Genomic DNA, 19,739 nt, shown 5'->3' on the forward strand with positions numbered 1-19,739 from the left:
GTTCCCTGCTACGACTGGTCGTATGTTGCGGCAGCTAGTGCGCGTTGACGCGGGTCGTACTTAAGCTTCAGAACCGAGCAGATCGCTTGTTCAACATGGCTCTTGCTGCGATGTGTGTTCAGATAGTGCTGTGTGCGAAGTGACGCCACTCGTCCGACGAAATCATACAGCCTGTCCTTGACCAGTCTCGCCAACTTGTCACGAATGCCCATTGTCAATGACTCCGAGTTGTCCAGGTCGCAGAAATAGCCGAAGATCTGGTACGCAAGCGTTCCATTCTCTCTTACAACTCGCTCCACTGCTTCGTGGATGCTAGGCACATTCGCGGCATGTACTGCCTGCTCAATGTGATACAAGGTCCACAGGAAAGAGATGGCTCTAAGCCCTTGATGGATCTCATCAAGGTCGGCATCAGGACGTTCAGCCTTGAGGACGCCAGCGAACTTGTGGATTTCGTCTTCGCTACTCAACAAACTATTAACGAGGCGAAATGAGCTGTCTGCAATAGTCTCGACGATCTCTTCAATCTGCCGTTTAGTCAGATTGCCGTACTGGTTTCGAAGCACTTGTCCCAGGATCTTGTTGTTCTTGAGGACGCGCAGCATTTTGCCACCGAGCACATCGCCGCTGAGGTCCGGGTCTTCGGAGTCGCTGCCATCTAGTTCACTTTCAAGTTCGTCTACTTGATCACGCGCCTTCGCTCGTTCCTTCTCGACAGAATCCTGTGAGCGAACGCTTTCGGGCAACTCTCTGACGATGCTCGCGAACCTCGACGTTTCGTCATCGTTCAACGTGGCGATGGGCACGTCACTCAACTCGATCATCGTCCTGATGAGGATCTCTTCGATGATCTTCGCATCGGTTGCGTGATGAATCGAGAACAGCAGCGTTAGGTAGTTGCTTTGAACGAAGCTGTCGTCACACAGACTTTCCAGATGGTTCCCTGCGAAGTCGGGATCTGTCGCGACGACCTTGCCGAGAAAGTAATAGTACATGTACGAGGACCTGAATCTCCCATCCTTCGTGATGATGCCGAATCGTTCGTGCGTGAGGCGATTCAACAACGAGTTCGGCGTAAAGTGATCTTCTTGATACCGGTGTTTGAAGGCTTCGAAATCGAATTCGCCCTCTGGCGATCCGTGATCCTTCAGAAACGTTTCCTTGGCAAGTTGCGATGCGAAGTTGAAGGCTGCGTTGAGGGATTCATCAGCTTCGGAGATGCCCGCGTTACGCAGACTAGCGACGATGAATATGTAGTAGCAGTGTCCATATGAGGTGATGTTCATCGAGTCCCTCATGAGCGTGTCATATGTCTGAAGTATTGCAAGCACGAAGAACGGATACCGCGGGACAATCTTGTTGGTGATGATCACCGAGTTGACGCGATCCTCTGCTTGATCAACAAATTCGTCCGTGAGTGGAGCTTCCCGCTCAAATGTGGCGAGACGTTTCCGTATCAGCCGTTCCTGCTGGCGACGCGTCAACTGCTCGATCTTGAACTTGCGGTATCGCGCAAGGCGGATTTCGTCCATGAAGAACGCTTGGTAGGTGTCAGTAGCGGTGAGCAGAACAATCCGCTCAAAAAAACCTGTGCAAGCATCGATGAACTCCAACGTCCGTGGGTCTTCGGACACATTGTCGACGATCAATGTCTTGTCTCCTAGGCCTTGCCAGATAGCATAGTCGCCGTTGAATTGCTCGGCATAGCACGTTTGGAGCTGACGCTCGTTGAATCTTCCGATCGTTGAGTCGAGATCAACGAAGAGCACTCGTTGTTCAGCACGGGCCAATGTAAGAAAGAGATGCTTGGCGAGCGCAGTCTTGCCCGACTTGTCCTGCCCGTGGATGATGCAGTTTCCTTGTTGAAGCAGAGCATTCGCATCAGCAAGTTGAAGCTGTCCTAAGTCATCGTCCCCGGTGTCGTCGTGTTGCGCTGTCAAACGAGGGAACACAAAGATGTCGTTGAGTTGTATCGGACGTGCTGTTGGAATGTCAGCGCTGTCGAAGTTCCTGAGAAATCCAGGCTTGGGAGTGTGGGTGGCCCGTAGCTCGGTTACGACTGTCTTGATTCCACGATAGACCTCTTGCCACGCTATGTCCGGATCGTTGTAGGTTGAAACTGCTTGTCCGTCCTCGGGCAGCGCCTTGCGGTCATCTGTGTCGAGGAAATCAATCCATGGGCACTCTCGAATCACTATCGGAATCCGGAAGACCGGACGCTCACCGGACGCCAACTTCTTGGCGGTATCCCATTCCTCAATGCATGCGTTTGACGCGAAGAAATCATTGCTGAGCAGGAAGACAATGATGTCAGCTTGGGAGAGCTTGTTCTGAATCTGTTCATTGATGCTCTGTCCTGGCAGTATCTCGGCATCAGACCAACCTTGCAGTGCTCCTTCGCGTTCTAAGACACGAAGAACTTTCTCCATCTCGTCCTTGTATTCTCGATCTGTATGACTGTACGAATAGAAGAGGCGGACATTCAGTGGTTCCGGGGTATATGGCACTGTTGCTCCTGGGTGTTCGATGCACTTGCAGTGATGCGCACTCGTTGACGGGGTTCAAGGTTGACCGTGGATCTGCGACAGTAGCCGCAACGTGCCTCGCCAAGGGTGGATGTTTGCGTCGCGGCTCTGTGTCACATCACCCAAGTCAAGACGACTCCGCTGGCAGTACTGACACGAGGCCAGCGTCTGCCGACAGTTCATGGGAGAACGCAGATCTCGAAGTTGGCGTGTCCACGGCCGGAGGCTGGGAATCGCACGCCTTGAGGCGAGCACAACAGTTCAGCCTTAACCCCTTGCTTGTCTGCACCGCCTTAATCGAAGATCCGATGTCATGGCGGTCAGCGAGTTCGACACCAGCAGCGGGCGACAGCAGTTCTGTGCCGGATCGACGCCTCTCGCGTGGCTGTCCAAGATTGGTCGGCGAGACGAGAACCAGGATGCTGCTGACCGCCATCTAGACACCGATAGTGGTTGGCTGATGTGCGTTGCCGATGGTCCCGGCGGTCATTCTCGGGGCAAGGCGGCGTCACGCAGAGCCATCGAGGCGCTTCCGGATGACATCGACACTCCCGCAACGATGCACAAGGGGGTCAGCACCGCTCATGAGCAGGTGGCGACGCTGAGTCCGAGAGACTTCCAACCCACACGCACCAATGCCCGAAGCTGTCCCGTTTCGACGCTGTGCATTGCCGCACGGACCTCAGCGGATGGGCTGATCGTCGGCTTCGCCGGTGACACCGTGGCCGCCTTGGTGCGGCGGCTGTAAGCAGCATGTCGGAGCGACTCATCGAGTCTGCGGGGCTGACCGCCGCAGCGTCGGATACGACGATGTGGGACGTATTGGGCGGCATCGGCGGTCTTGCCGCCGGAGTTTCATTGCTACTCCTGCTGTACCTGCAGGTGAAGCCCAGGGTCAACCGTTGGGCGCTTGCGCGATTTCTTCACGCCACTCATGCCTATGAGGGGTACGACCTGTTGACGAATGAGCAAGCTCGCAGTCTTCCGCGCAAGCGCCGATTGCGTCGATGGCGACGCAGATGCGGCTTCTTGTGGTGACAGCGGCTCATGACGATGGGGCAGCGCGTCAAGGCGCGCCAGCCTGAGGACGCATTCAAGGCGGCACGATCCATGATGGTCGAGACGTGAGCGCCGGACGATTTGGCGTTCTCGGAACATCTGACCGCGGATGAGCGCGGCATCGTCCTCGAAGCAGCAGCTGTTTCGAGACTGCGGGAAGATCAGCAGCGGCTCAAGCGACTCAGGCGCATCCACAAGAGTGTTCGCTGCTCAAGCGGCTGTGGGACGCGGTTCGAAAAGCGACGCTCAGACCATGACTTCAGTGGCGGCGGCATCGAGGGCGGCTGGCTCTGCCCATCGACAGACTCGTGCCGGGACGAGCCGAGAGGGGATCACTACTGCGGGATGTGCACCGAGGAGCGCAGAACTATGGATGCCGTGAATGACGCACCCTCCCCCAGCAGACCGTCGTAACCAACGGTGGTGCGAAGTCCCGGACGCACTGCCTAGTTGACGGGAGAAGCCACCCGCGAGTCGTCATCAACGCGCCACGAAGGAGTTTCCAGCGATCTGAGTCGGGCGGTGCCGACGCGCCCACAAAGCGAAGGCGAGGCTGATGGACCCGTACCCGGCGTAGGCCACGACGAGCGGTGTCACCGCTCCTGCGATGGTGCGGTCGATGAGCATCGCAAGCACTGCGCCGCCGCCCATCGAGATTGTGCCGATCACCGCTGATGCGGTCCCGGCCAGCTCGCCCATCGGCTCCATGGCCTGGGCCAGGATCAGCGGACTCGTGAACGTGCGCAGCGAATTGATCACCGTGATCACGGCGAACCAGCCGAAGAACCACGGCTGACCGCCGGCCTGCCACGACCACAGTGCCAGGACCATCGAGAGGACCAGCGTGGTCGGCAGGAGCGCCACGATTGCCCGGTCGGCAGGAGCGCCACGATTGCCCGGTCGGCACCTATGCGTGTCACCTGCCGGCTCCCGGTGAACACCACCAGTCCCATGAACAAGCTCATTCCTGCGAAGTAGTACGCGAACACGTCGCCTCGGCCGTACACGTCGTCGAAGAGGAGTTGGCTGCTCCCCAAGAAAGCGACGAACGAGCCCATGTCGAACATGACTGCCAGTGCCGAGCCGATGGTCACCTTGTTGGCGAAGACCGCGACGATGGCTTCACGGGTTCGGCTGAGGGTGAGCGGGCGGCGACGCGCGGGCGGGAGCGACTCGGGGAGCCGGATCACCCAGATCGCCAGCACCACCGTCAGCACGATCGGAGCGCCCATTACCCAGCGCCACGTCCCGACGGCCAGCACCGCCTTGCCGAGCAGGGGTGCTATGGCGGGAACCAGCATGAACACCGCAGCCACTGCTGCCAGCACACGGGCCAGCCGGTCCCCTTCGTACAGGTCGCGGCCGATGGCCAAGGTGAGAGCCCGGGGACCCGCAGCGCCGATGCCCCAGATCAACCGGCTGACGACCAGGAACCCGAACGTCGGCGCGAACGCTGAGCCCAGGGCCCCGAGGGTGTACAGCGCCAAACCGGCGTACAGCACCGGCTTGCGACCGAACCGATCAGTGAAGGGGCCATAGAACATCTGGGCGCCGGCGAGGCCGAAGAAATACAGCGTGACCGTGAGCCCGACCTGCGTTGAATCCGCAGCGAGCCCCAAGCCCAGGCGGATGTCGGTGAATGCCGGCAGCGCCATGTCGATGCCCAGCGCGGTGGTGGCGCTGATGGCACCCAGCAGGAAGACGAATTCCCGTTCGGCGATCCGCCGCGGCCACTGCCCATCGGATGCGTTCATCTGTGGCGCCCCGGTCACGCGGCGTCCCTGTCGACAAGCGCACCCACCCTGGGTTTGGTCCGGTACCCATTCGGCGCTGTCACGGAGTGCCCCATCAACACCATGCGCTCCACGAGTGTTTCGGTCATGCCGGAACAGAACACGCCGCTCCGTCCACGAGAGTAGTGGGCGCCCCCGACTCGGCACACGGGGGTAGCGGAAACCAACAACGTCGGATCGACATCCGTTGCGATTCGGAATGACCTGCCTTGGCCATCGGTAGAGCGAGGGTCCCGTTCCGACCATGAGCGGTCTTGTTGAACCGTCAAGGCGCTGCGCTATTCACTTAGACCACTCAAAGACAAACTCAAGCACGTCCGATGCCCGTGTAGCCTCGAAGCATGGATCAAACACTTGGGGAGTTTGCCGCATTCCTTAGCTACGCCCACTTTGGTGACGAATACGAAGACGGTCGTATAGCTGATTTCAGAAGACGACTCTCGACAGAAGTGAAAGTTCAAACAGGACGCGATTTCCCAATTTTTTATGATCGCGACAACATCCTCGTAGGGCAGCAATGGCGCGAACGGATCGAAGCATCGCTGGACAGCGCCACTTTCTTGATAGTGATTATGACGCCGCTATTCTTTCAAAGCGCCGAATGCGAGAACGAACTTAAGCTGTTCCTCGAACGAGAAAGGCAGCTAGGACGCAACGATTTGATCGTGCCGATCCACTACATAGGTGAGTCCACTCTTTCTGTTGCCGACAATCCCCTCATCAAAGTACTCCTGGATCGCCAATATTTTGATGCTACTGATCTGAGATTCGAGCCCTTCGATTCACCAAACTCGCGGCGCTTGATTGCGTCGCTCGCAACTCATATTGTCGCAGCTCTACGTCGTGATTCCGATTCGAATAGTGCGCGCTCGCTACCTTCAGTTACGTTCGCCGACGAAGACGCTGAAGGACCGGGTTTTCTTGAACTATTGGCTGCCGCGGAAGAAGCAATGCCGCAGATGCAAGGAACATTGGAATCACTCACATCTGAAATCAATGCTTTTGGCACCGAAACGCAGACCGCAACGCAAGAGATGCAAGCCGCCGACCGCTCTCCAAAGCCCGCCGCCGCGAAGCTCATAGCAACCCGCAAATTGAAGGCCAGATTAGAAGTGCCTGTATCTCAGATGGAACGCCTGGCGGCGGAATATCAAGATCAGCTCATGATCGTGGGCGCGGGTGTAGATGCGCTGATTGAACATGTACGAGATGCAAATGAAGAAGAGATTGAGGCGGCCCGTGGTCTGCTTAACGCACTAGACGGGTTGGTATCTGCCTCATCTGAGAGTTTCGAAGGCACGTCAACGCTCCGAAATGCACTATCAATGAACTACTCGTTGAGCGCTACTCTTCGCCCCACATTGCGTCGCATGGCAAATGCGCTGGAACTGACCATGCCAAGTAGAAATGAGTTCATTCGATGGCGCAAGGATCTTGAGGATGCGCTGAGCGCGAGGACCTAGATGATCGCAAAAGAAGGCCACGGTCTCTGTATATTTCTCACATTGTAATCGCGGGGCAGAGTTGATCACAATGAGCCAGGAATACGATCAGGCGAGAGGGTTCTTTAGCTATTCCAGAGATGATGACGACCACGAAGGCCAGCGCCTAACTGCCATAAGGCACCGGTTTGCGGGTGAAATCAGTGTCTTGACGGGATCAGCCTTTTCCATCTTCCAAGATCGCAAGGACATCTTGCTCGGACAAGATCTCTGGGACCGCATTCAAAGAGCGATCACCAATGCGCACATATTCATAGCAATTGTTACCCCAAATTACCTCAAGAGTCCAGCGTGCCGCCGAGAGCTGGAGTTGTTTCGAGACCGGGAAATGCATCGCGGCAGAAATGACCTTATATTTCCAATCAGGTACTTTCCGACTCGTCAACTGGAAGATGCTTCCGACGACATCGCAGTTCTCCTACGCTCCAGGCTATATGACGACTGGACCGATGTACGATTCGAGCCGCTGAATTCTCAAGCGGTTGGGTCCAAGATTCAGAAGTTTGCAACCGATGTCATTCGGGCATTGGATGGCCTACGGGCCACTCCTGCGCCTCGAGACCCAATGCCAGGACGGTTGGACAGTGAGGAACTCCTTGATGGCACGCAGGTACCAGAGACGATTGTACGAGTTGAGCAAGCTCAAGGAACATTAGAGGCACTTGAGTTAGCGCTCGCGGAAACAGAATCGCTCTTGATCCGAGCTAAGCAACACCTGCACGAGAGACCTTACGCGACGCAGCAACTACTTGGACAGGATGTGCATGAACGCAATCTTATGGACGGGCTGCAAACTCACGCCATTACGATTGAACAATTGTCGTGGGATTTTCTGGACTATACTGCAGCAATTGGTGTCGGCCTTCGGGCCGTGATATCCAGTGTAAGGCATCCGAGCGGAGCCTATGAGAGGGACACAGTTGCAGAGATCAGGCGTTTGTTGCTTGAGCTCAGCGATTCTCTCGAATCCCTTGACTCAAGACTGCCAAACCTGCGACGGATTCTCACGGACATTTATCCGCAAGGTGCCCCGTTGAGACCGATCGTGGGACGTATCCTAGGTTCTCTTCAACAGGTGCCGCCTAACGCCCAGCGACTTTCGCGATTCGCATCGGATATCGAGATGGCCACTGCTTTATAGTTCGGACTCCCGCGCGCAATCGACGTGAGCCAATGACCTGTATTCTCTCGGCGGTCCGGTGCCGGCGCGGATTGCCGCTCAACGACATGCTGCGACCGTCACAACCCGGCCATCACCGGCCGTCAAGGGCGGCAGCGAGGACTCCGTTCACGAGTGCCCCGCTGCGATCGGTTGCGCCCAGTCGGTGCGCCAATTCGACGGCTTCGTTGATGACCACGGCGGCCGGAGCAGCCCCCCGTTCAAGCTCGAAGAGTCCCTGCAGCATGATGAGGCGGTCGCAGATGCCGAGGCGCTGGGGAGTCCACCCCTCGTTCAGCAGCCCCGCGAGACGCTCGGTGAGCGCCTCCTGCTGGGCGGCGATACCAGTGGCCAGCTCGTGCGCGAACGGGTCGAGATCGCTGATCTGCTCTGCGAGCACGTCCGACAGGTCACAGGACTTCATCTCGGCCTCGTACAGCAGTTCCACCGAGCGCTGGCGCGCCTCGCGCCGACGGGTCGGCTCATCGGGGGCTGCGAACGGGTCGCTGGAGCGAGTCATGGCAGTGGACCTGGGCCCGTCTCAGCAACCCTGCGGCGTCAGCCGCGGGCGCGCTCGACGTAATCGCCGCTGCGGGTGTCGACCTTCAACCGCTCGCCAGCCTCGATGAACAGCGGCACCTGCACCACCAGTCCGGTGGACATCGTGGCCGGCTTGCGTGCACCCGACACCCGGTCGCCCTGCACGCCTGGGTCGGTATCGGCCACTTCGAGCACGACCGATGCGGGCAGTTCCACGCCCAGCACCTCGTCGCCGTGTCGCACCACCGTGGCCATCTCGCCTTCCACCAGGTAGCTCGTCGAGCCGCCTGCAGCGGCCCGGCTGACGGGAAGCTGCTCGTAGCTGTCGGTGTCCATGAACACCAGGGAATCGCCGTCGGCGTACAGGTACTGCATGTCGCGGTGGTCGATGAGCGCGCGTTCCATGCGCTCGCCGGCCCGGAATGTTCGCTCCACCACCGCACCGGTGCGCACGTTGCGGAGCGTCGTGCGCACGAACGCGCCGCCCTTGCCCGGCTTGACGTGCTGGAACTCGGCAAGCTGGAACAAGCCGCCGTCGAGATCGAGCGTCATGCCGTTGCGGAAGTCGGCAGTGGAGATGGCCATATCAACCTCTCGGAGTCAACCTGGGCGGATCACCGCGGTCGCAGCGGGACAGTACAAGCACGGCTCGCCATTACGACGGGTCGGCGGCCTCGTCGCCGGGGTCCGGCGTCTCGGCCGTCGCGGCTGCCGCCTCGATGGCAACTGCGACCGCTCGCGGGTAGCCAGCGCCGCCCTCCCCCGCAACCCGGGCGCTCGCCAGCGGCTCCACCACCGACAGGCGCCGCCATGGCTCGCGCTCGCGGGGCTCGGACAGGTGCAGCTCCACTACGGGTCCGTCGAACGCGGCAAGCGCATCGTGCAGCGACCAGCCGTAGTGGGTGAGCGCACCGGGGTTCACCACGATGGCCCCGACGCGTCCGATGCCCGAATGCACGGCGTCGACGAGGTCGCCCTCGTGGTTGCTCTGGCGGTGCTCGAGATCCCAGCCGAGTTCGGTCGCCGCTCGGCGTGCGGCCCGAACGTGGTCGAGCAGCGTGTCGGTGCCGTAGATCTCAGGTTCGCGGGTTCCCAACAGGTTCAGGTTCGGACCCGACAGCAGCAGTACGACGTGGCGAGCCATGGCCTCGATCACATCCGCTCGAGCGCGCTGCGCAGCACACTGGGGTCGACGTTGGGCACCACTTCGAGACCGTTCGGCCCGTCGAGCACGAACGTGATGCCGTCGGTGGCCTTCTTGTCTCGGCCGAACAGTTCGATGATCTCGTCATGGTCGACACCGGGGGGCAGCGCAGTGTCGAGCCCGTAGGCCTCGAGCACCCGCTCGTGCTCAGCCACACGTTGGTCATCGATGCGCCCCATCATGCGGGCCACCAGTGCGGCGTAACGCAGCCCGATGGCCACCGCCTCGCCGTGGCGCAGGTCGAACCGTTCGGCGATCTCGAGCGCGTGCGCCAGCGTGTGGCCGTAGTTCAGCAGCGCCCGGCGACCGCCCTCGGTCTCGTCAGAGCTCACAACTTCGGCCTTGATCGCGACGCACGCAGCGACCCGTTCGTCGATGGGCAGCGCGCTCAAGTCGTTCTTGCCCGTCGAGCTGAGCCAATGCTCGGCGGCAGAGCCGCCGATGAAGTGATACTTGGCCAGCTCTCCCAGCCCGGCCCGCAGCTCGCGCTCTGGCAGCGTGTCGAGCACTTCGGTGTCGCACAGCACCGCAGCGGGCTGCCAGAAGGCGCCGACGAGGTTCTTGCCCTCGGCGAGGTTCACCCCGGTCTTGCCGCCCACCGCGGCGTCGATCTGGCCCAGCAGCGTCGTGGCGACATGCACCACAGCCACGCCCCGGTGATACACGGCAGCCGCGAAACCAGCGACGTCGGTGACCACGCCGCCACCGACTCCCACCACCACATCGCGGCGCGTCAGGCCCATTCGGGCGAACTCGCTGCACAGCTCCCCGATGGTGCCCAACTCCTTGGCGTGCTCGCCGTCGGGAATCGTGAAGGTCTCGAATGGGATGCCCGGGTCGACTTCGAGGCCGATGCCCGCCTGGGTGACAACGGCGGCACGCCGCGCCCCGCCAGTCACGACGGTGTCTCTCAGAATCGGGGCGAGTTCTCGGCGCGCTCCAGCGCCGACCAGGACGGGGTACGAACGGTCGCCCAGAGATACGTCGACGCGGATGGTGCCCGACATCACCGGCGAGGGTACCGACGCGGCACCAGACGACTGCCTGGAAACAACACAGCGCCAGCACCCGGCCGTCTGGCCGGGTGTCCGTCCAACGGCGCCGAATGAGGTGGCGATCACCCACTGCTCATGTGGCGAGGCCCGCCGGCGCCGACCACCAGATGACGGCGAGCGCGCCAGCGACCAGTGAAGGTCCGAGGGCGAAACGGTGGCCGCTGCCGCGGCGCAGCACCACCACGCCCGCGGCGCCAACCAGCGCTGCAATGGCGAAACCGGCCAGCAACCCTTCCAGCACTGTGGTGAGCCCGCCGAGTCCCAAGTGCATGCCCAGGTACCCGCCCAGACGCACATCGCCGTAGCCCAGGTCGCCCCGGGCGGCAAGCCAGACGAGGTGCATCACCCCCCACCCGACAATCCCGCCGATGGCTGCTGCGGCAACCGCTCGCGCCACTCCTGCAAAGCCGGCATCGATCGCCCCAGCCCCGCACACAAGACCGATGGCAGCGGCGGCAACCGCACGCAAGAGCCGCGTGGGTATCAGGTGGGTGCGCAGGTCGACGCCGGAGATGACCACACCTGCCCATCCGAACGCGAGCAACGGCGCGAGGTAGGCGCTGTCGCCGAGTCGTAGGACAAGGGCGGCCGCGATCGTGACGCACGACGCGATCGTCAGAGCCGGGTGCAGGCTGACGCCGAAACTGCGCTGAGCACAGCGTGAGGCGACGATTCCCGCGGCTGTGCCGCCGAGCACGATCGCCGCAACCGCAGAAAGGCCCAGGTCTGTCGTTGCAATGGTCACGCCGATGCCCCTCCGGTCGCCGGCGGCCGCCGGCGCCGCATGCGAGCCGGGGTGCTACCCGGCGAGTTCCAGGCCCACAGCCGCAGCCATCACGTCGATGGGTGCGTCGCGGCCGGTCCACATCTTGAACTGCCCGGCGGCCTGGTACAAGAGCATTCCGACGCCGTTGAGCGTCAGGGCGCCCGCAGCGGCGGCCGCTTCGAGCAACGGGGTCCGTTCGGGCCGGTAGATGAGGTCGGCGACGATCTGGCGCGACCGCAGCAACGCCGGATCGAACGGCAGCAGATCGCCTTCAGACATGCCAAGCGGTGTGGCGTTGACCACCAAGTCGGCGTCGCGCACTGCCCTCGGGCCGCCGACCATGGCTGCGCTGGATGCAGCGATCCCTGCGGTCGCACCCGCCGCGGCGCCCAGTGCGGCCGCGCGCACGGCCGCGTCCGCCGAGCGGTTCACCACGGTCACCGAGGCTCCTTGTGACGCGAGCGCCACGATCACCGCACGGGCTGCCCCGCCCGCACCGAACACCACGGCGTGCATGCCGGCGGGCTCCACACCCGCCTGGATCCTCAGCGACGCCAAGAACCCGTCGCCGTCGGTGTTCTCCCCGATCAGCCGGTCGCCGTTGCGACGCACGCAGTTCGCGGCCCCCAGCAGTGCAGCTACGGGCGACAGCTCGTCGCAGGCAGCAGCAACGTCGTCCTTGTGGGGCATGGTGACCGACAGGCCTTCGATCCCCAGCACGCGCATCGCTGCCACCGCACCGGCGCCCTGCCCGGCGGGCACTGCGAACGCCGTGTAGACCCAGTCCAGCCCGAGATGCTCAAACGCTGCATTGTGCAGCGCCGGGCTGAGTGAATGCTGCACGGGGTCACCGATCACTCCGGCGACCTTCGTGCGCCCATTTAGGCGCAGCATCAACTCAGCGCGCCCACTCGGGCGCCGGTGCGCCTCTTCGTCGCTCATCTCCTCACTCTGCCCGACGCGACTCAACCGCAGAGACCCAATTCGACACACACGGCCTTGTCGCGCTGGAACTCCTCGTCGGTCTCGGAGAACGACAGGGTGCCGTCTTCCGACGTCAGCACGAAGTACATCCACGGCCCGTCCTCCGGATGCAGAGCCGCTTCGAGCGAGGCGCGCCCCGGAGCCGCAATCGGTGTGGGCGGCAGCCCCACGAGCACCCGGGTGTTGTACGGCGAGTTGACCGTCAGCAGGTCGGCGGTCAACTCCTGCGAGCCCACCACGTACACGACCGTGGCATCCAGACCCAGCGACCACCCGCGAGCGAGCCTGTTGTAGATCACCCGCGCCACCTTGGGACGGTCCTCGGTGCGCTGGGCCTCACGTTCGATCATGCTGGCCACGATCAGCGTCTCGTACGACGTCAGGCCAATCCGGCGCGGCGCATCTGCGTAATCCAGTTCAGTGAGCACGGCATCGAGCCGATCGACCATGAGTGCCACCAGCTGCTCAGCGCTGGTCTGAGAGTCGTAGAAGTACGTATCGGAGAAGAGCTGTCCCTCAGCTGGTTCGATCACGCCTTCGGGCAGGACCGGCGGCGTCGGCGCGACCAACGACAGCACTGGCCGTTCGCGCACCGCTGTCAGGAAATCTCTACCGCTGAAGCTCAGGCCCTGCACATCGTCGAAGAGGTCGGCCATCTGCGCCAAGGTCAGGCCTTCGGGAATGGTGAGCGGCTGCTGGGCGGCCTGTGCGACGCGGCTCGGCCCGGCCTCGAGCACAGCCAGGGTTTCCCAAACCGACGAGTTGGACTGGAACGTGTACTCGCCGGCTTGAAATGCGGGACCCCCTCGTAAACGCACATACCACTCGTAGGCCCGTGAACTCGGTACGACGCCTTCCGTTTCGAGCAGATCGGAAATGCTGGCCGTGCTGGAGCCCAACGGCAGGGTGAGCGCGATCTCGCCCGTCGGAGCGCCGGGCGGGTCGAGCTGTTCGGTCACCCAGCGGTAGGCGCGGCTGCCCGCCGTCCAGGCGATGAAGCCGAGCAGCACCAGAATCAGCAGTGCGCCGAATGTGCCAGGTCCGCGTCGCGTGCTGACCACCTCGTAGTCGACGCCGCGGCGTCCGCTGACGGGCTGCGGACCGCCGGCGGCCCGCTCCTGGCTCGGCGCCGTTGCGGGTCTCTCGTCGGGCTGTGCTCGCTCTAGCAGGCCCGGTTCGACAACCGAGGATTGGTCAGCCGAAGCCAGACCTACGAGGCCAGCAAGTCGATTCGCCAACTTGCGCACAGCCGGAGGAGTGCGCAGCGCCGTCGCCCGCCCCGATTCGGCGTCGTCGACTTCGGACTCAGTGCTGTCGTCAGTCACGGGCATCGAGCCACGACTGCAGGATGACCGAGGCAGCCACCTTGTCGATGACCTTGCGGCGGGCAGGGCCGCGCACACCCTGTTCGGACAGGATGCGCTCGGCGGTGACTGTCGTGTAGCGCTCGTCGTGCAGGACCACCGGCACATCGAGTGCCGCCGCTATCTCGTCAGCCTCGGCCCGTACGCCAGCGGCGGCCGGTCCTTCGCTGCCATCGAGCGACGTCGGCAGGCCGATCACGACCACCTCCGCACCCACGTCAGCGACCATACCTGCGAGCGCTCGGTGGTCCCGGGCACGTTCGCCGCTGCGTTCGAGGACTTCGTAGGGCACCGCCACCGCAACATCGGCAGGCGCGAAGGCCACGCCGATGCGTTTCGAGCCGAGGTCTACGCCGATCGCCCGCTTCATGGGGCTCGACACGGCTGGCCTGTCTTGTTCCGTGGTACCCGGCGCCTCAAGCCCCGAGTGCCGCCACTCGGGCCTGGGCGAGGGCGTCGCCGATGCCGTCAGGATTGCGACCGCCGGCCACCACCAGTGGCGGGTCGCCTTTCGCGCCGAATCCTCCGCCGACCGTCCGGGCCGCGTCTCGCAGGAGATCGCCTGCCGACAGGTCTCCGGCCGGATCCACTGCCGCCACTAAGGCCACTCCCCCGGCGGCGGGCGCAGAGGCCAGTACGACGGCTCGGATGCCTCCATGGTCGCGCACCGATGCAGCCAAGTCGCGCAGCGCATCACGCTCGAGATCGCCGAGGTCGGCGACGACCACGCCGTCCTCAGCCGTGGCGGCCAACTCAGCGGCCCGCGACGACGCCATTGTGCGTTGCAGGTCGCGCACCTGCCGGCGCAGCTCCTTGGTCTCGTCCAGACGCCGTTGCACCGCAGAGGCGATCTCATCTGGCTGAGCGTTCAACATCTCAGCCAGCGAATCCAGCGTGTCCTCGGCGTCCGCGAGCCGCTCCACGGTGGCAAGCCCGGTCACCGCCTCGATGCGTCGCATGTTCGAGCCGATGCTCGACTCCGAAACGATCCGCAGGTGCCCGATGTCGCCGAGGGCAGCCACATGGGTGCCGCCGCAGAGCTCGGTCGAGTGCTCCCCCGCTTCGAGCACGCGCACCACGTCGCCGTACTTGTCGCCGAAGAATGCGATGGCGCCGATGGCTTGCGCGTGGTTCATCGAGGTCTCGTAATGGCGGCAACGGCCGTTGGTGATGATCTCGGCGTTTGCGACGCGCTCGATCTCACGCAGCTGGGCGCGATCGACGCCCTCGTAGTGGCTGAAGTCGAAGCGCAGTCGGTCTGGCGCCACCAGAGAGCCCGCCTGCTTCACGTGATTGCCCAGCACCTCGCGCAGTGCCCAGTGCAGGATGTGGGTGCCGGTGTGATTGCGACGAATGGCCGCCCGGCGCCCGTCGTCGATCTCGGCGCTGACCAGCGATCCGGCCTCGATGCCCTCACCGTGAACGCGCCCGATGTGGCGGTGCAGGTCGGCGAGTGCGTAGGTGCAGTCGAGCACCTCGATGCTGCCGTCGGTTCCCGAGATCGTGCCGACGTCGCCGATCTGTCCACCGCTCTCGGCGTAGAACGGCGTGCGGTCCAAGAACACCTCGACGAGGTCGTCGTCGCCGTCGTGTTCATCGTCTTGAGCTATCTCGAACACCGCCAGCACCCGTGCCGGCGACACCGCCGGCGTGTCCCGCACGAATTGTGTGGGGCCGAACTGCGCCAGGATCTCCCGGTAGCGCTCGTCGGCGAAGGTAGGTCCGCCCGAACGACCAGCCCGCGCCCGCTCGCGCTGGCGTTCCATGGCGGCCTCGAAGCCGTCACGGTCGAGGCTCAGGCCGCGCTCGGTGAGGATCTCTTCGGTCACCTCCACCGGGAATCCGTGCGTGTCGTGCAACAGGAACGCGACCTCGCCGTCGAGCACTGTGTCTGCTGCTTCTGTGTTTGCTGATTCGGGGCTTGCTGATTCGGGGTTTGCTGCATCTGCCCCCTCGAGCCCGGCGGTGGCTTCATCGAGGATCTTCTGGCCTGTAGCAAGCGTGGTGCGGAAGCGCTCCTCCTCGCGAGCCACTACGTCCGCGATGAACTGCCGGTTGGCAATCAAATCGGTGTAGTGGTCGCCCATGACGTCAACGACGATGTCCACCAGCCGGGGCATCACCACCTCGTCGACTCCCAGCACCCAGGCGTGGCGCACAGCACGGCGGATAATGCGACGCAGCACGTAGCCGCGGTCCTCGTTGGAGGGGAACACACCGTCGGAGATGAGCATCGCGGTGGTGCGGGCGTGGTCGGCGAAGATCCGCATCGAGACATCGGTCTCGGGATCGGTGCCGTAGGTCTTGCTGCAGATGCGCTCGGCCTCGGCCAACAGGGGCGCAAACAGGTCGATGTCCCACGCCGCCGGCACGCCTTGCAGCACTGCCAGGATCCGTTCGAGGCCGGCGCCAGTGTCGATTCCGGGCGCATCCAGCGGTGTCATCTCGCCGGTGCCGTCGGCTGCGAACTGCATGAACACGAGGTTCCAGATCTCGACAAAGCGATCCTCGCCGCCGTGCGCGGGGCCGCCGTCGGGGCCGTGGTCGGGTCCGATGTCGTAGAAGATCTCGCTGCAGGGTCCGCATGGGCCGACATCGCCCGCCGCCCACCAGTTGTCCTTGTCGAGTCGCTGGATGCGCTCGGCTGGAACGCCGACCTTGGTCTGCCAGATCTCGGCGGCGTCGTCATCGCTGACGTGGACGGTCACCCAGAGCTTGTCCCGTTCGAGTCCGAGTACTTCGGTGACGAACTCCCACGCCCACGGGATGGCTTCGGCCTTGAAGTAGTCGCCGAAGCTGAAGTTGCCCATCATCTCGAAGAATGTGAAGTGCCGGTTGGTGCGGCCGATGTCGTCGAGATCGTTGTGCTTGCCGCCGGCCCGGACGCACTTCTGGATGGTGACCATGCGCCGCGTCGGAGGCACCTCGGAGCCGAGGAAGTACGGCATGAACGGAACCATCCCCGCCACCGTGAACAGCAGCGACGGCTCGTGGGGAATCAGGCTCGCGGAGGCGCGAACTTCGTGGCCCCGTTCTGCCCAGAACGAGCTGAACGCATCACGCAGTTCGCCGGCGCGCATCCCCAGAGGATACCGACGCGCTTTCGCGGCCTCCGTGGCCGTCCGCGAGACCGCTTGCGCCCGCTTCGGAAGCTGTGGCGTCTGTGCCTATCCGTGCATGCGCTCAAGCGGCCTCGCGGCGGTGGCGGCGCTCGGCCCAGCGGCGGTCCCGTTCGTCGCGCAGACGCTGCTCGGCGTCTTGCATCTGTCGCTTGCCGTCCCGCCAGGCACTTCGCAGGTCGCGGCGCATCTGGCGTGCGGTGCCCAGCACATTGGCCGTGCCCCGAACTGGTGCGTAGCGGTCCAGGAGCACTCGCAGCCGCCGTTGAATCCACAGCGAAGCACCAGCGCCCAGTCCGGCGCCCAAAGTCAACCAGCGCACCCGCTTCAGCATCTCAGCGCTCCGTGCTCTCGCTGCCGGCAGCAGTGCTCCCGCTGCTGGGAGCAGTCTCGCGCCCTTCGTCGGAGGCCTTGCCCCGTCCTGTGCCCGATGTCTGCACTCCGCGCAACGCAGAAAGAGCGGAGCGGACCTTGTCGACCGGCACCGAAGCGGCGCGTGCCGTGGCTGCCCCGGCTGACTCAGCCAGTCCTGCGACTTTCTGGGCCACGTTGATCAGGTCGCGCAACCGGTTGATCTCGGTCTGGGCCATCTCGGCGGTGTCCGCCAGCTGGCTCAGCGCCGGTCCGACCTTGGCGTCGAAGTCCTCAAGCTTGCGCCGCAGTTCCCGCATCAAGGCGAACGCCTGCGTCAGCACGGCGATGAGCGCGACAAGCGCGACCACGACGCAAACCGTCACCACCACCGCTGCCAGATCGCTGCTGCTCATGATTCATCCTCTTCATCGTTAACGCTGTGCTTCAGCTCGCCGTCGCCGGCGCTGTGCTTCAGCTCGCCGTCGCCGTCGCCGGCGACGATGGCCAGCCCCAACTCGTCGAGTTGAACATCGGAGATCGGAGACGGGGCATTGGTGAGCGGGTCGGCGCCGGACTGGCTCTTGGGGAAGGCGATGACCTCGCGGATGTTCTCCTCGCCGCACAGCAACGCCGCCAGGCGGTCGATGCCGAAGGCGAAGCCGGCATGCGGCGGAGCGCCGAACCGGAATGCATCCAGCAGGAATCCGAATCGCTCCTGCGCTGCGGCGGGCTCGATGCCCAGCAGGTCGAAGATCTGCTGCTGGATGTCGCCCCGATGGATCCGGACGCTGCCCGAGCCCAACTCCCAGCCGTTCAGCACCAGGTCGTACGCCTGCGATCGCACGTCGAGCAGCGTGTCGGCGTCGAAGCCTCCACCGGCCGCCATCCGCGTCGAGGCCGCTGCGACCGTTTCGAGATCGTCGGTGTGGGGCATCGTGAACGGATGATGTGCCGGTGCCGGAAGACCGTCGGCGTTCACGTCGTCGAACAGCGGGAAGTCCACGACCCACAGGAAGTGCAGCCCGCCCTCGTTCACCGGCGGACGGCCCAGCTCCAGTCGCAGCAGTCCGAGCACTCCGCTGGCTCTGCGCCAGGTGTCGGCCACCAGGTAGCACATGTCCCCCGGCTCGGCGCCCAGACGCTCCAGAACGCCGTCGATTTCGGCGTCGGACATGAACTTCGCAACCGGCGAGGTGACGGCCAACCGACCGCCTGCCGCGCTGCGGGCTCCGTCGAGGGGCGACTCGCCGGCGCTGACTCGCATCCAGACGAGGCCCTTGGCGCCCCAGCGCTGGCATTGCTTGGTGAGATCGTCGACCGCGTTGCGGCTGATGTCGCTGCCGCGGGGCACCCGGATGCCCCGCACGGCGGGCGCTTTGAACGCATTGAATCCCGTCTCGGTGAACAGGTCGCTGAGCTCGACGAGCTCGAGCCCAAAGCGCAGGTCCGGCTTGTCCGATCCGTAGCGGTCAATCGCTTCGTGCCAGGTGATCTCGGGCATCGCTGCGGGGCGCACACCGGTGATCTCCTCGACAGCCTCTGCCACCGCGGTGCTGATCACGGCTCGCACCTCGGCGCCGGTGGCGAAGCTCATTTCCAAGTCGAGCTGGGTGAACTCGAACTGGCGATCCGCTCGAAGGTCCTCATCCCGCAGGCATCGAGCGATCTGGTAGTAGCGGTCGATCCCACCCACCATGCAGAGCTGCTTGAACAGCTGCGGGCTCTGCGGCAGCGCATAGAAGCGGCCTTGATGCAGCCGGCTGGGCACCACGAAGTCACGGGCGCCTTCGGGCGTCGACGCCACCAGTGTGGGCGTCTCGATCTCGATGAACTCGGCGGCCTCCATCGAGCGCCGGATCGCTGCGTTGACGCGCGCTCGTTTCACCAGGTTCGAATGCATGCGGGGGTTGCGCAGGTCCAGGTACCGATGCCGGATGCGCAGCATTTCGTCGACGTCGCTGCGACCGTCAATCTGGAACGGCGGCGGCTCCGAGCGAGACAGCACCTCGACGGTTGCATCGCCGATCTCGATCTCGCCCGTGGCCAGGTCGGGATTGGCGGTGTCTGATGGGCGCTCCCGAACTGTCCCGGTCACCGCCAGCACGTACTCCGAACGCAGATCGTGTGCGTGGTCTACGACGCACTGCACGAGGCCGGTCCGATCGCGCAGATCCACGAAGGCCAGGTGCTCACCATGCTCACGTCGCCGGGAAACCCAGCCGCACACGGTGACGTTCCGTCCGATATCGGCGCGGCTGAGCCGCCCGCAATAGTCGGTTCGCATGCCAGTGATCACTCGGTCAGTCCTTTGGGAT

At 63.5% G+C, this 19,739-nt stretch carries 19 protein-coding genes; 4 read left to right on the plus strand and 15 right to left on the minus strand.

All coding sequences use genetic code 11. The annotated features are described in order from the left end of the window. Positions 1-8: 8 nt before the first annotated feature. A complete protein-coding gene (locus tag ACOQPH_RS09095) occupies positions 9-2,429 on the minus strand; it encodes a TIR domain-containing protein (RefSeq protein WP_420621097.1) in 2,421 nt (806 codons plus the stop codon). Positions 2,430-2,838: 409 nt separating this feature from the next. On the opposite strand from ACOQPH_RS09095, the gene ACOQPH_RS09100 reads away from it, so the two are divergent. Then, positions 2,839-3,273 carry a protein phosphatase 2C domain-containing protein gene (locus ACOQPH_RS09100; protein WP_420621098.1) on the plus strand — a complete coding sequence of 145 codons (435 nt, stop codon included), beginning with the start codon at positions 2,839-2,841 and terminating at the stop codon, positions 3,271-3,273. Positions 3,274-3,278: 5 nt separating this feature from the next. After that, positions 3,279-3,563 carry a hypothetical protein gene (locus ACOQPH_RS09105; RefSeq protein WP_420621099.1) on the plus strand — a complete coding sequence of 95 codons (285 nt, stop codon included), beginning with the start codon at positions 3,279-3,281 and terminating at the stop codon, positions 3,561-3,563. A gap of 501 nt (positions 3,564-4,064) precedes the next feature. On the opposite strand, the gene ACOQPH_RS09110 is transcribed toward ACOQPH_RS09105, so the two are convergent. Next, entirely contained in the window at positions 4,065-4,415 is a 351-nt protein-coding gene (locus tag ACOQPH_RS09110) for a hypothetical protein (RefSeq protein ID WP_420621100.1), read from the minus strand. Then, positions 4,349-5,338, minus strand: coding sequence for an MFS transporter (locus tag ACOQPH_RS09115; RefSeq protein WP_420621101.1), 990 nt, complete (start codon positions 5,336-5,338; stop codon positions 4,349-4,351). The genes ACOQPH_RS09110 and ACOQPH_RS09115 overlap by 67 nt, the downstream gene beginning before the upstream one ends. A gap of 380 nt (positions 5,339-5,718) precedes the next feature. Between ACOQPH_RS09115 and ACOQPH_RS09120 the strand changes: the two genes are divergently transcribed. Next, a complete protein-coding gene (locus ACOQPH_RS09120; RefSeq protein WP_420621102.1) occupies positions 5,719-6,840 on the plus strand; it encodes a toll/interleukin-1 receptor domain-containing protein in 1,122 nt (373 codons plus the stop codon). A 70-nt stretch (positions 6,841-6,910) separates the two neighbouring features. Next, positions 6,911-8,020: a toll/interleukin-1 receptor domain-containing protein gene (locus tag ACOQPH_RS09125; protein WP_420621103.1), complete on the plus strand. Its 1,110-nt coding sequence runs from the start codon at positions 6,911-6,913 to the stop codon at positions 8,018-8,020. A gap of 112 nt (positions 8,021-8,132) precedes the next feature. Here ACOQPH_RS09125 and ACOQPH_RS09130 read toward each other — a convergent pair whose 3' ends face one another. The 12 genes from ACOQPH_RS09130 to aspS form a co-directional block, all read right to left on the minus strand. Beyond that, a complete protein-coding gene (locus ACOQPH_RS09130; protein WP_420621104.1) occupies positions 8,133-8,558 on the minus strand; it encodes a transcription antitermination factor NusB in 426 nt (141 codons plus the stop codon). 38 nt (positions 8,559-8,596) lie between these two features. Then, on the minus strand, positions 8,597-9,163 hold the full coding sequence (efp, locus tag ACOQPH_RS09135) for an elongation factor P (protein WP_420621105.1): 567 nt from the start codon (positions 9,161-9,163) through the stop codon (positions 8,597-8,599). Positions 9,164-9,233: 70 nt separating this feature from the next. Next, positions 9,234-9,722, minus strand: a complete 489-nt coding sequence (locus tag ACOQPH_RS09140) for a type II 3-dehydroquinate dehydratase (RefSeq protein WP_419553776.1) — start codon at positions 9,720-9,722, stop codon at positions 9,234-9,236. An 8-nt stretch (positions 9,723-9,730) separates the two neighbouring features. Further along, a complete protein-coding gene (locus ACOQPH_RS09145) occupies positions 9,731-10,789 on the minus strand; it encodes a 3-dehydroquinate synthase family protein (protein ID WP_420621106.1) in 1,059 nt (352 codons plus the stop codon). Positions 10,790-10,910: 121 nt separating this feature from the next. Further along, entirely contained in the window at positions 10,911-11,582 is a 672-nt protein-coding gene (locus ACOQPH_RS09150; RefSeq protein WP_420621107.1) for a hypothetical protein, read from the minus strand. Between the two features lie 54 nt (positions 11,583-11,636). Further along, on the minus strand, positions 11,637-12,545 hold the full coding sequence (gene aroE, locus ACOQPH_RS09155; RefSeq protein WP_420621108.1) for a shikimate dehydrogenase: 909 nt from the start codon (positions 12,543-12,545) through the stop codon (positions 11,637-11,639). A 23-nt stretch (positions 12,546-12,568) separates the two neighbouring features. Further along, positions 12,569-13,918: an endolytic transglycosylase MltG gene (gene mltG / locus ACOQPH_RS09160; RefSeq protein ID WP_420621109.1), complete on the minus strand. Its 1,350-nt coding sequence runs from the start codon at positions 13,916-13,918 to the stop codon at positions 12,569-12,571. Next, complete coding sequence (gene ruvX / locus ACOQPH_RS09165) at positions 13,905-14,321, minus strand: Holliday junction resolvase RuvX (protein ID WP_420621110.1); 417 nt, start codon at positions 14,319-14,321, stop codon at positions 13,905-13,907. The genes mltG and ruvX overlap by 14 nt, the downstream gene beginning before the upstream one ends. Positions 14,322-14,367: 46 nt before the next feature. Beyond that, positions 14,368-17,031 carry an alanine--tRNA ligase gene (gene alaS / locus ACOQPH_RS09170; protein ID WP_420621111.1) on the minus strand — a complete coding sequence of 888 codons (2,664 nt, stop codon included), beginning with the start codon at positions 17,029-17,031 and terminating at the stop codon, positions 14,368-14,370. Between the two features lie 103 nt (positions 17,032-17,134). Next, positions 17,135-17,404 (minus strand): hypothetical protein, encoded by a 270-nt coding sequence (locus ACOQPH_RS09175; RefSeq protein WP_419553785.1) that lies wholly within the window; start codon positions 17,402-17,404, stop codon positions 17,135-17,137. A 1-nt stretch (position 17,405) separates the two neighbouring features. After that, complete coding sequence (locus ACOQPH_RS09180; protein WP_420621112.1) at positions 17,406-17,837, minus strand: hypothetical protein; 432 nt, start codon at positions 17,835-17,837, stop codon at positions 17,406-17,408. Continuing rightward, complete coding sequence (aspS, locus tag ACOQPH_RS09185) at positions 17,834-19,708, minus strand: aspartate--tRNA ligase (RefSeq protein WP_420621113.1); 1,875 nt, start codon at positions 19,706-19,708, stop codon at positions 17,834-17,836. The genes ACOQPH_RS09180 and aspS overlap by 4 nt, the downstream gene beginning before the upstream one ends. Positions 19,709-19,739: the final 31 nt, after the last annotated feature.

Origin of the sequence: Candidatus Poriferisodalis sp. (assembly GCF_965221945.1) — a bacterium.
Classification (GTDB): Bacteria; Actinomycetota; Acidimicrobiia; order Acidimicrobiales; family Poriferisodalaceae; genus Poriferisodalis.

Bases quoted from the DNA above. Each gene is read 5' to 3' on its own strand.
- ACOQPH_RS09095 (WP_420621097.1), bottom strand. From the start codon at position 2,429: ATGGAGAAAGTTCTTCGTGTCTTAGAACGCGAAGGAGCACTGCAAGGT.
- ACOQPH_RS09100 (WP_420621098.1), top strand. From the start codon at position 2,839: ATGGCGGTCAGCGAGTTCGACACCAGCAGCGGGCGACAGCAGTTCTGT.
- ACOQPH_RS09105 (WP_420621099.1), top strand. From the start codon at position 3,279: ATGTCGGAGCGACTCATCGAGTCTGCGGGGCTGACCGCCGCAGCGTCG.
- ACOQPH_RS09110 (WP_420621100.1), bottom strand. From the start codon at position 4,415: ATGGTCCTGGCACTGTGGTCGTGGCAGGCCGGCGGTCAGCCGTGGTTC.
- ACOQPH_RS09115 (WP_420621101.1), bottom strand. From the start codon at position 5,338: ATGAACGCATCCGATGGGCAGTGGCCGCGGCGGATCGCCGAACGGGAA.
- ACOQPH_RS09120 (WP_420621102.1), top strand. From the start codon at position 5,719: ATGGATCAAACACTTGGGGAGTTTGCCGCATTCCTTAGCTACGCCCAC.
- ACOQPH_RS09125 (WP_420621103.1), top strand. From the start codon at position 6,911: ATGAGCCAGGAATACGATCAGGCGAGAGGGTTCTTTAGCTATTCCAGA.
- ACOQPH_RS09130 (WP_420621104.1), bottom strand. From the start codon at position 8,558: ATGACTCGCTCCAGCGACCCGTTCGCAGCCCCCGATGAGCCGACCCGT.
- efp (WP_420621105.1), bottom strand. From the start codon at position 9,163: ATGGCCATCTCCACTGCCGACTTCCGCAACGGCATGACGCTCGATCTC.
- ACOQPH_RS09140 (WP_419553776.1), bottom strand. From the start codon at position 9,722: ATGGCTCGCCACGTCGTACTGCTGCTGTCGGGTCCGAACCTGAACCTG.
- ACOQPH_RS09145 (WP_420621106.1), bottom strand. From the start codon at position 10,789: ATGTCGGGCACCATCCGCGTCGACGTATCTCTGGGCGACCGTTCGTAC.
- aroE (WP_420621108.1), bottom strand. From the start codon at position 12,545: ATGAGCGACGAAGAGGCGCACCGGCGCCCGAGTGGGCGCGCTGAGTTG.
- mltG (WP_420621109.1), bottom strand. From the start codon at position 13,918: ATGCCCGTGACTGACGACAGCACTGAGTCCGAAGTCGACGACGCCGAA.
- ruvX (WP_420621110.1), bottom strand. From the start codon at position 14,321: ATGAAGCGGGCGATCGGCGTAGACCTCGGCTCGAAACGCATCGGCGTG.
- alaS (WP_420621111.1), bottom strand. From the start codon at position 17,031: ATGCGCGCCGGCGAACTGCGTGATGCGTTCAGCTCGTTCTGGGCAGAA.
- ACOQPH_RS09175 (WP_419553785.1), bottom strand. From the start codon at position 17,404: ATGCTGAAGCGGGTGCGCTGGTTGACTTTGGGCGCCGGACTGGGCGCT.
- ACOQPH_RS09180 (WP_420621112.1), bottom strand. From the start codon at position 17,837: ATGAGCAGCAGCGATCTGGCAGCGGTGGTGGTGACGGTTTGCGTCGTG.
- aspS (WP_420621113.1), bottom strand. From the start codon at position 19,708: ATGCGAACCGACTATTGCGGGCGGCTCAGCCGCGCCGATATCGGACGG.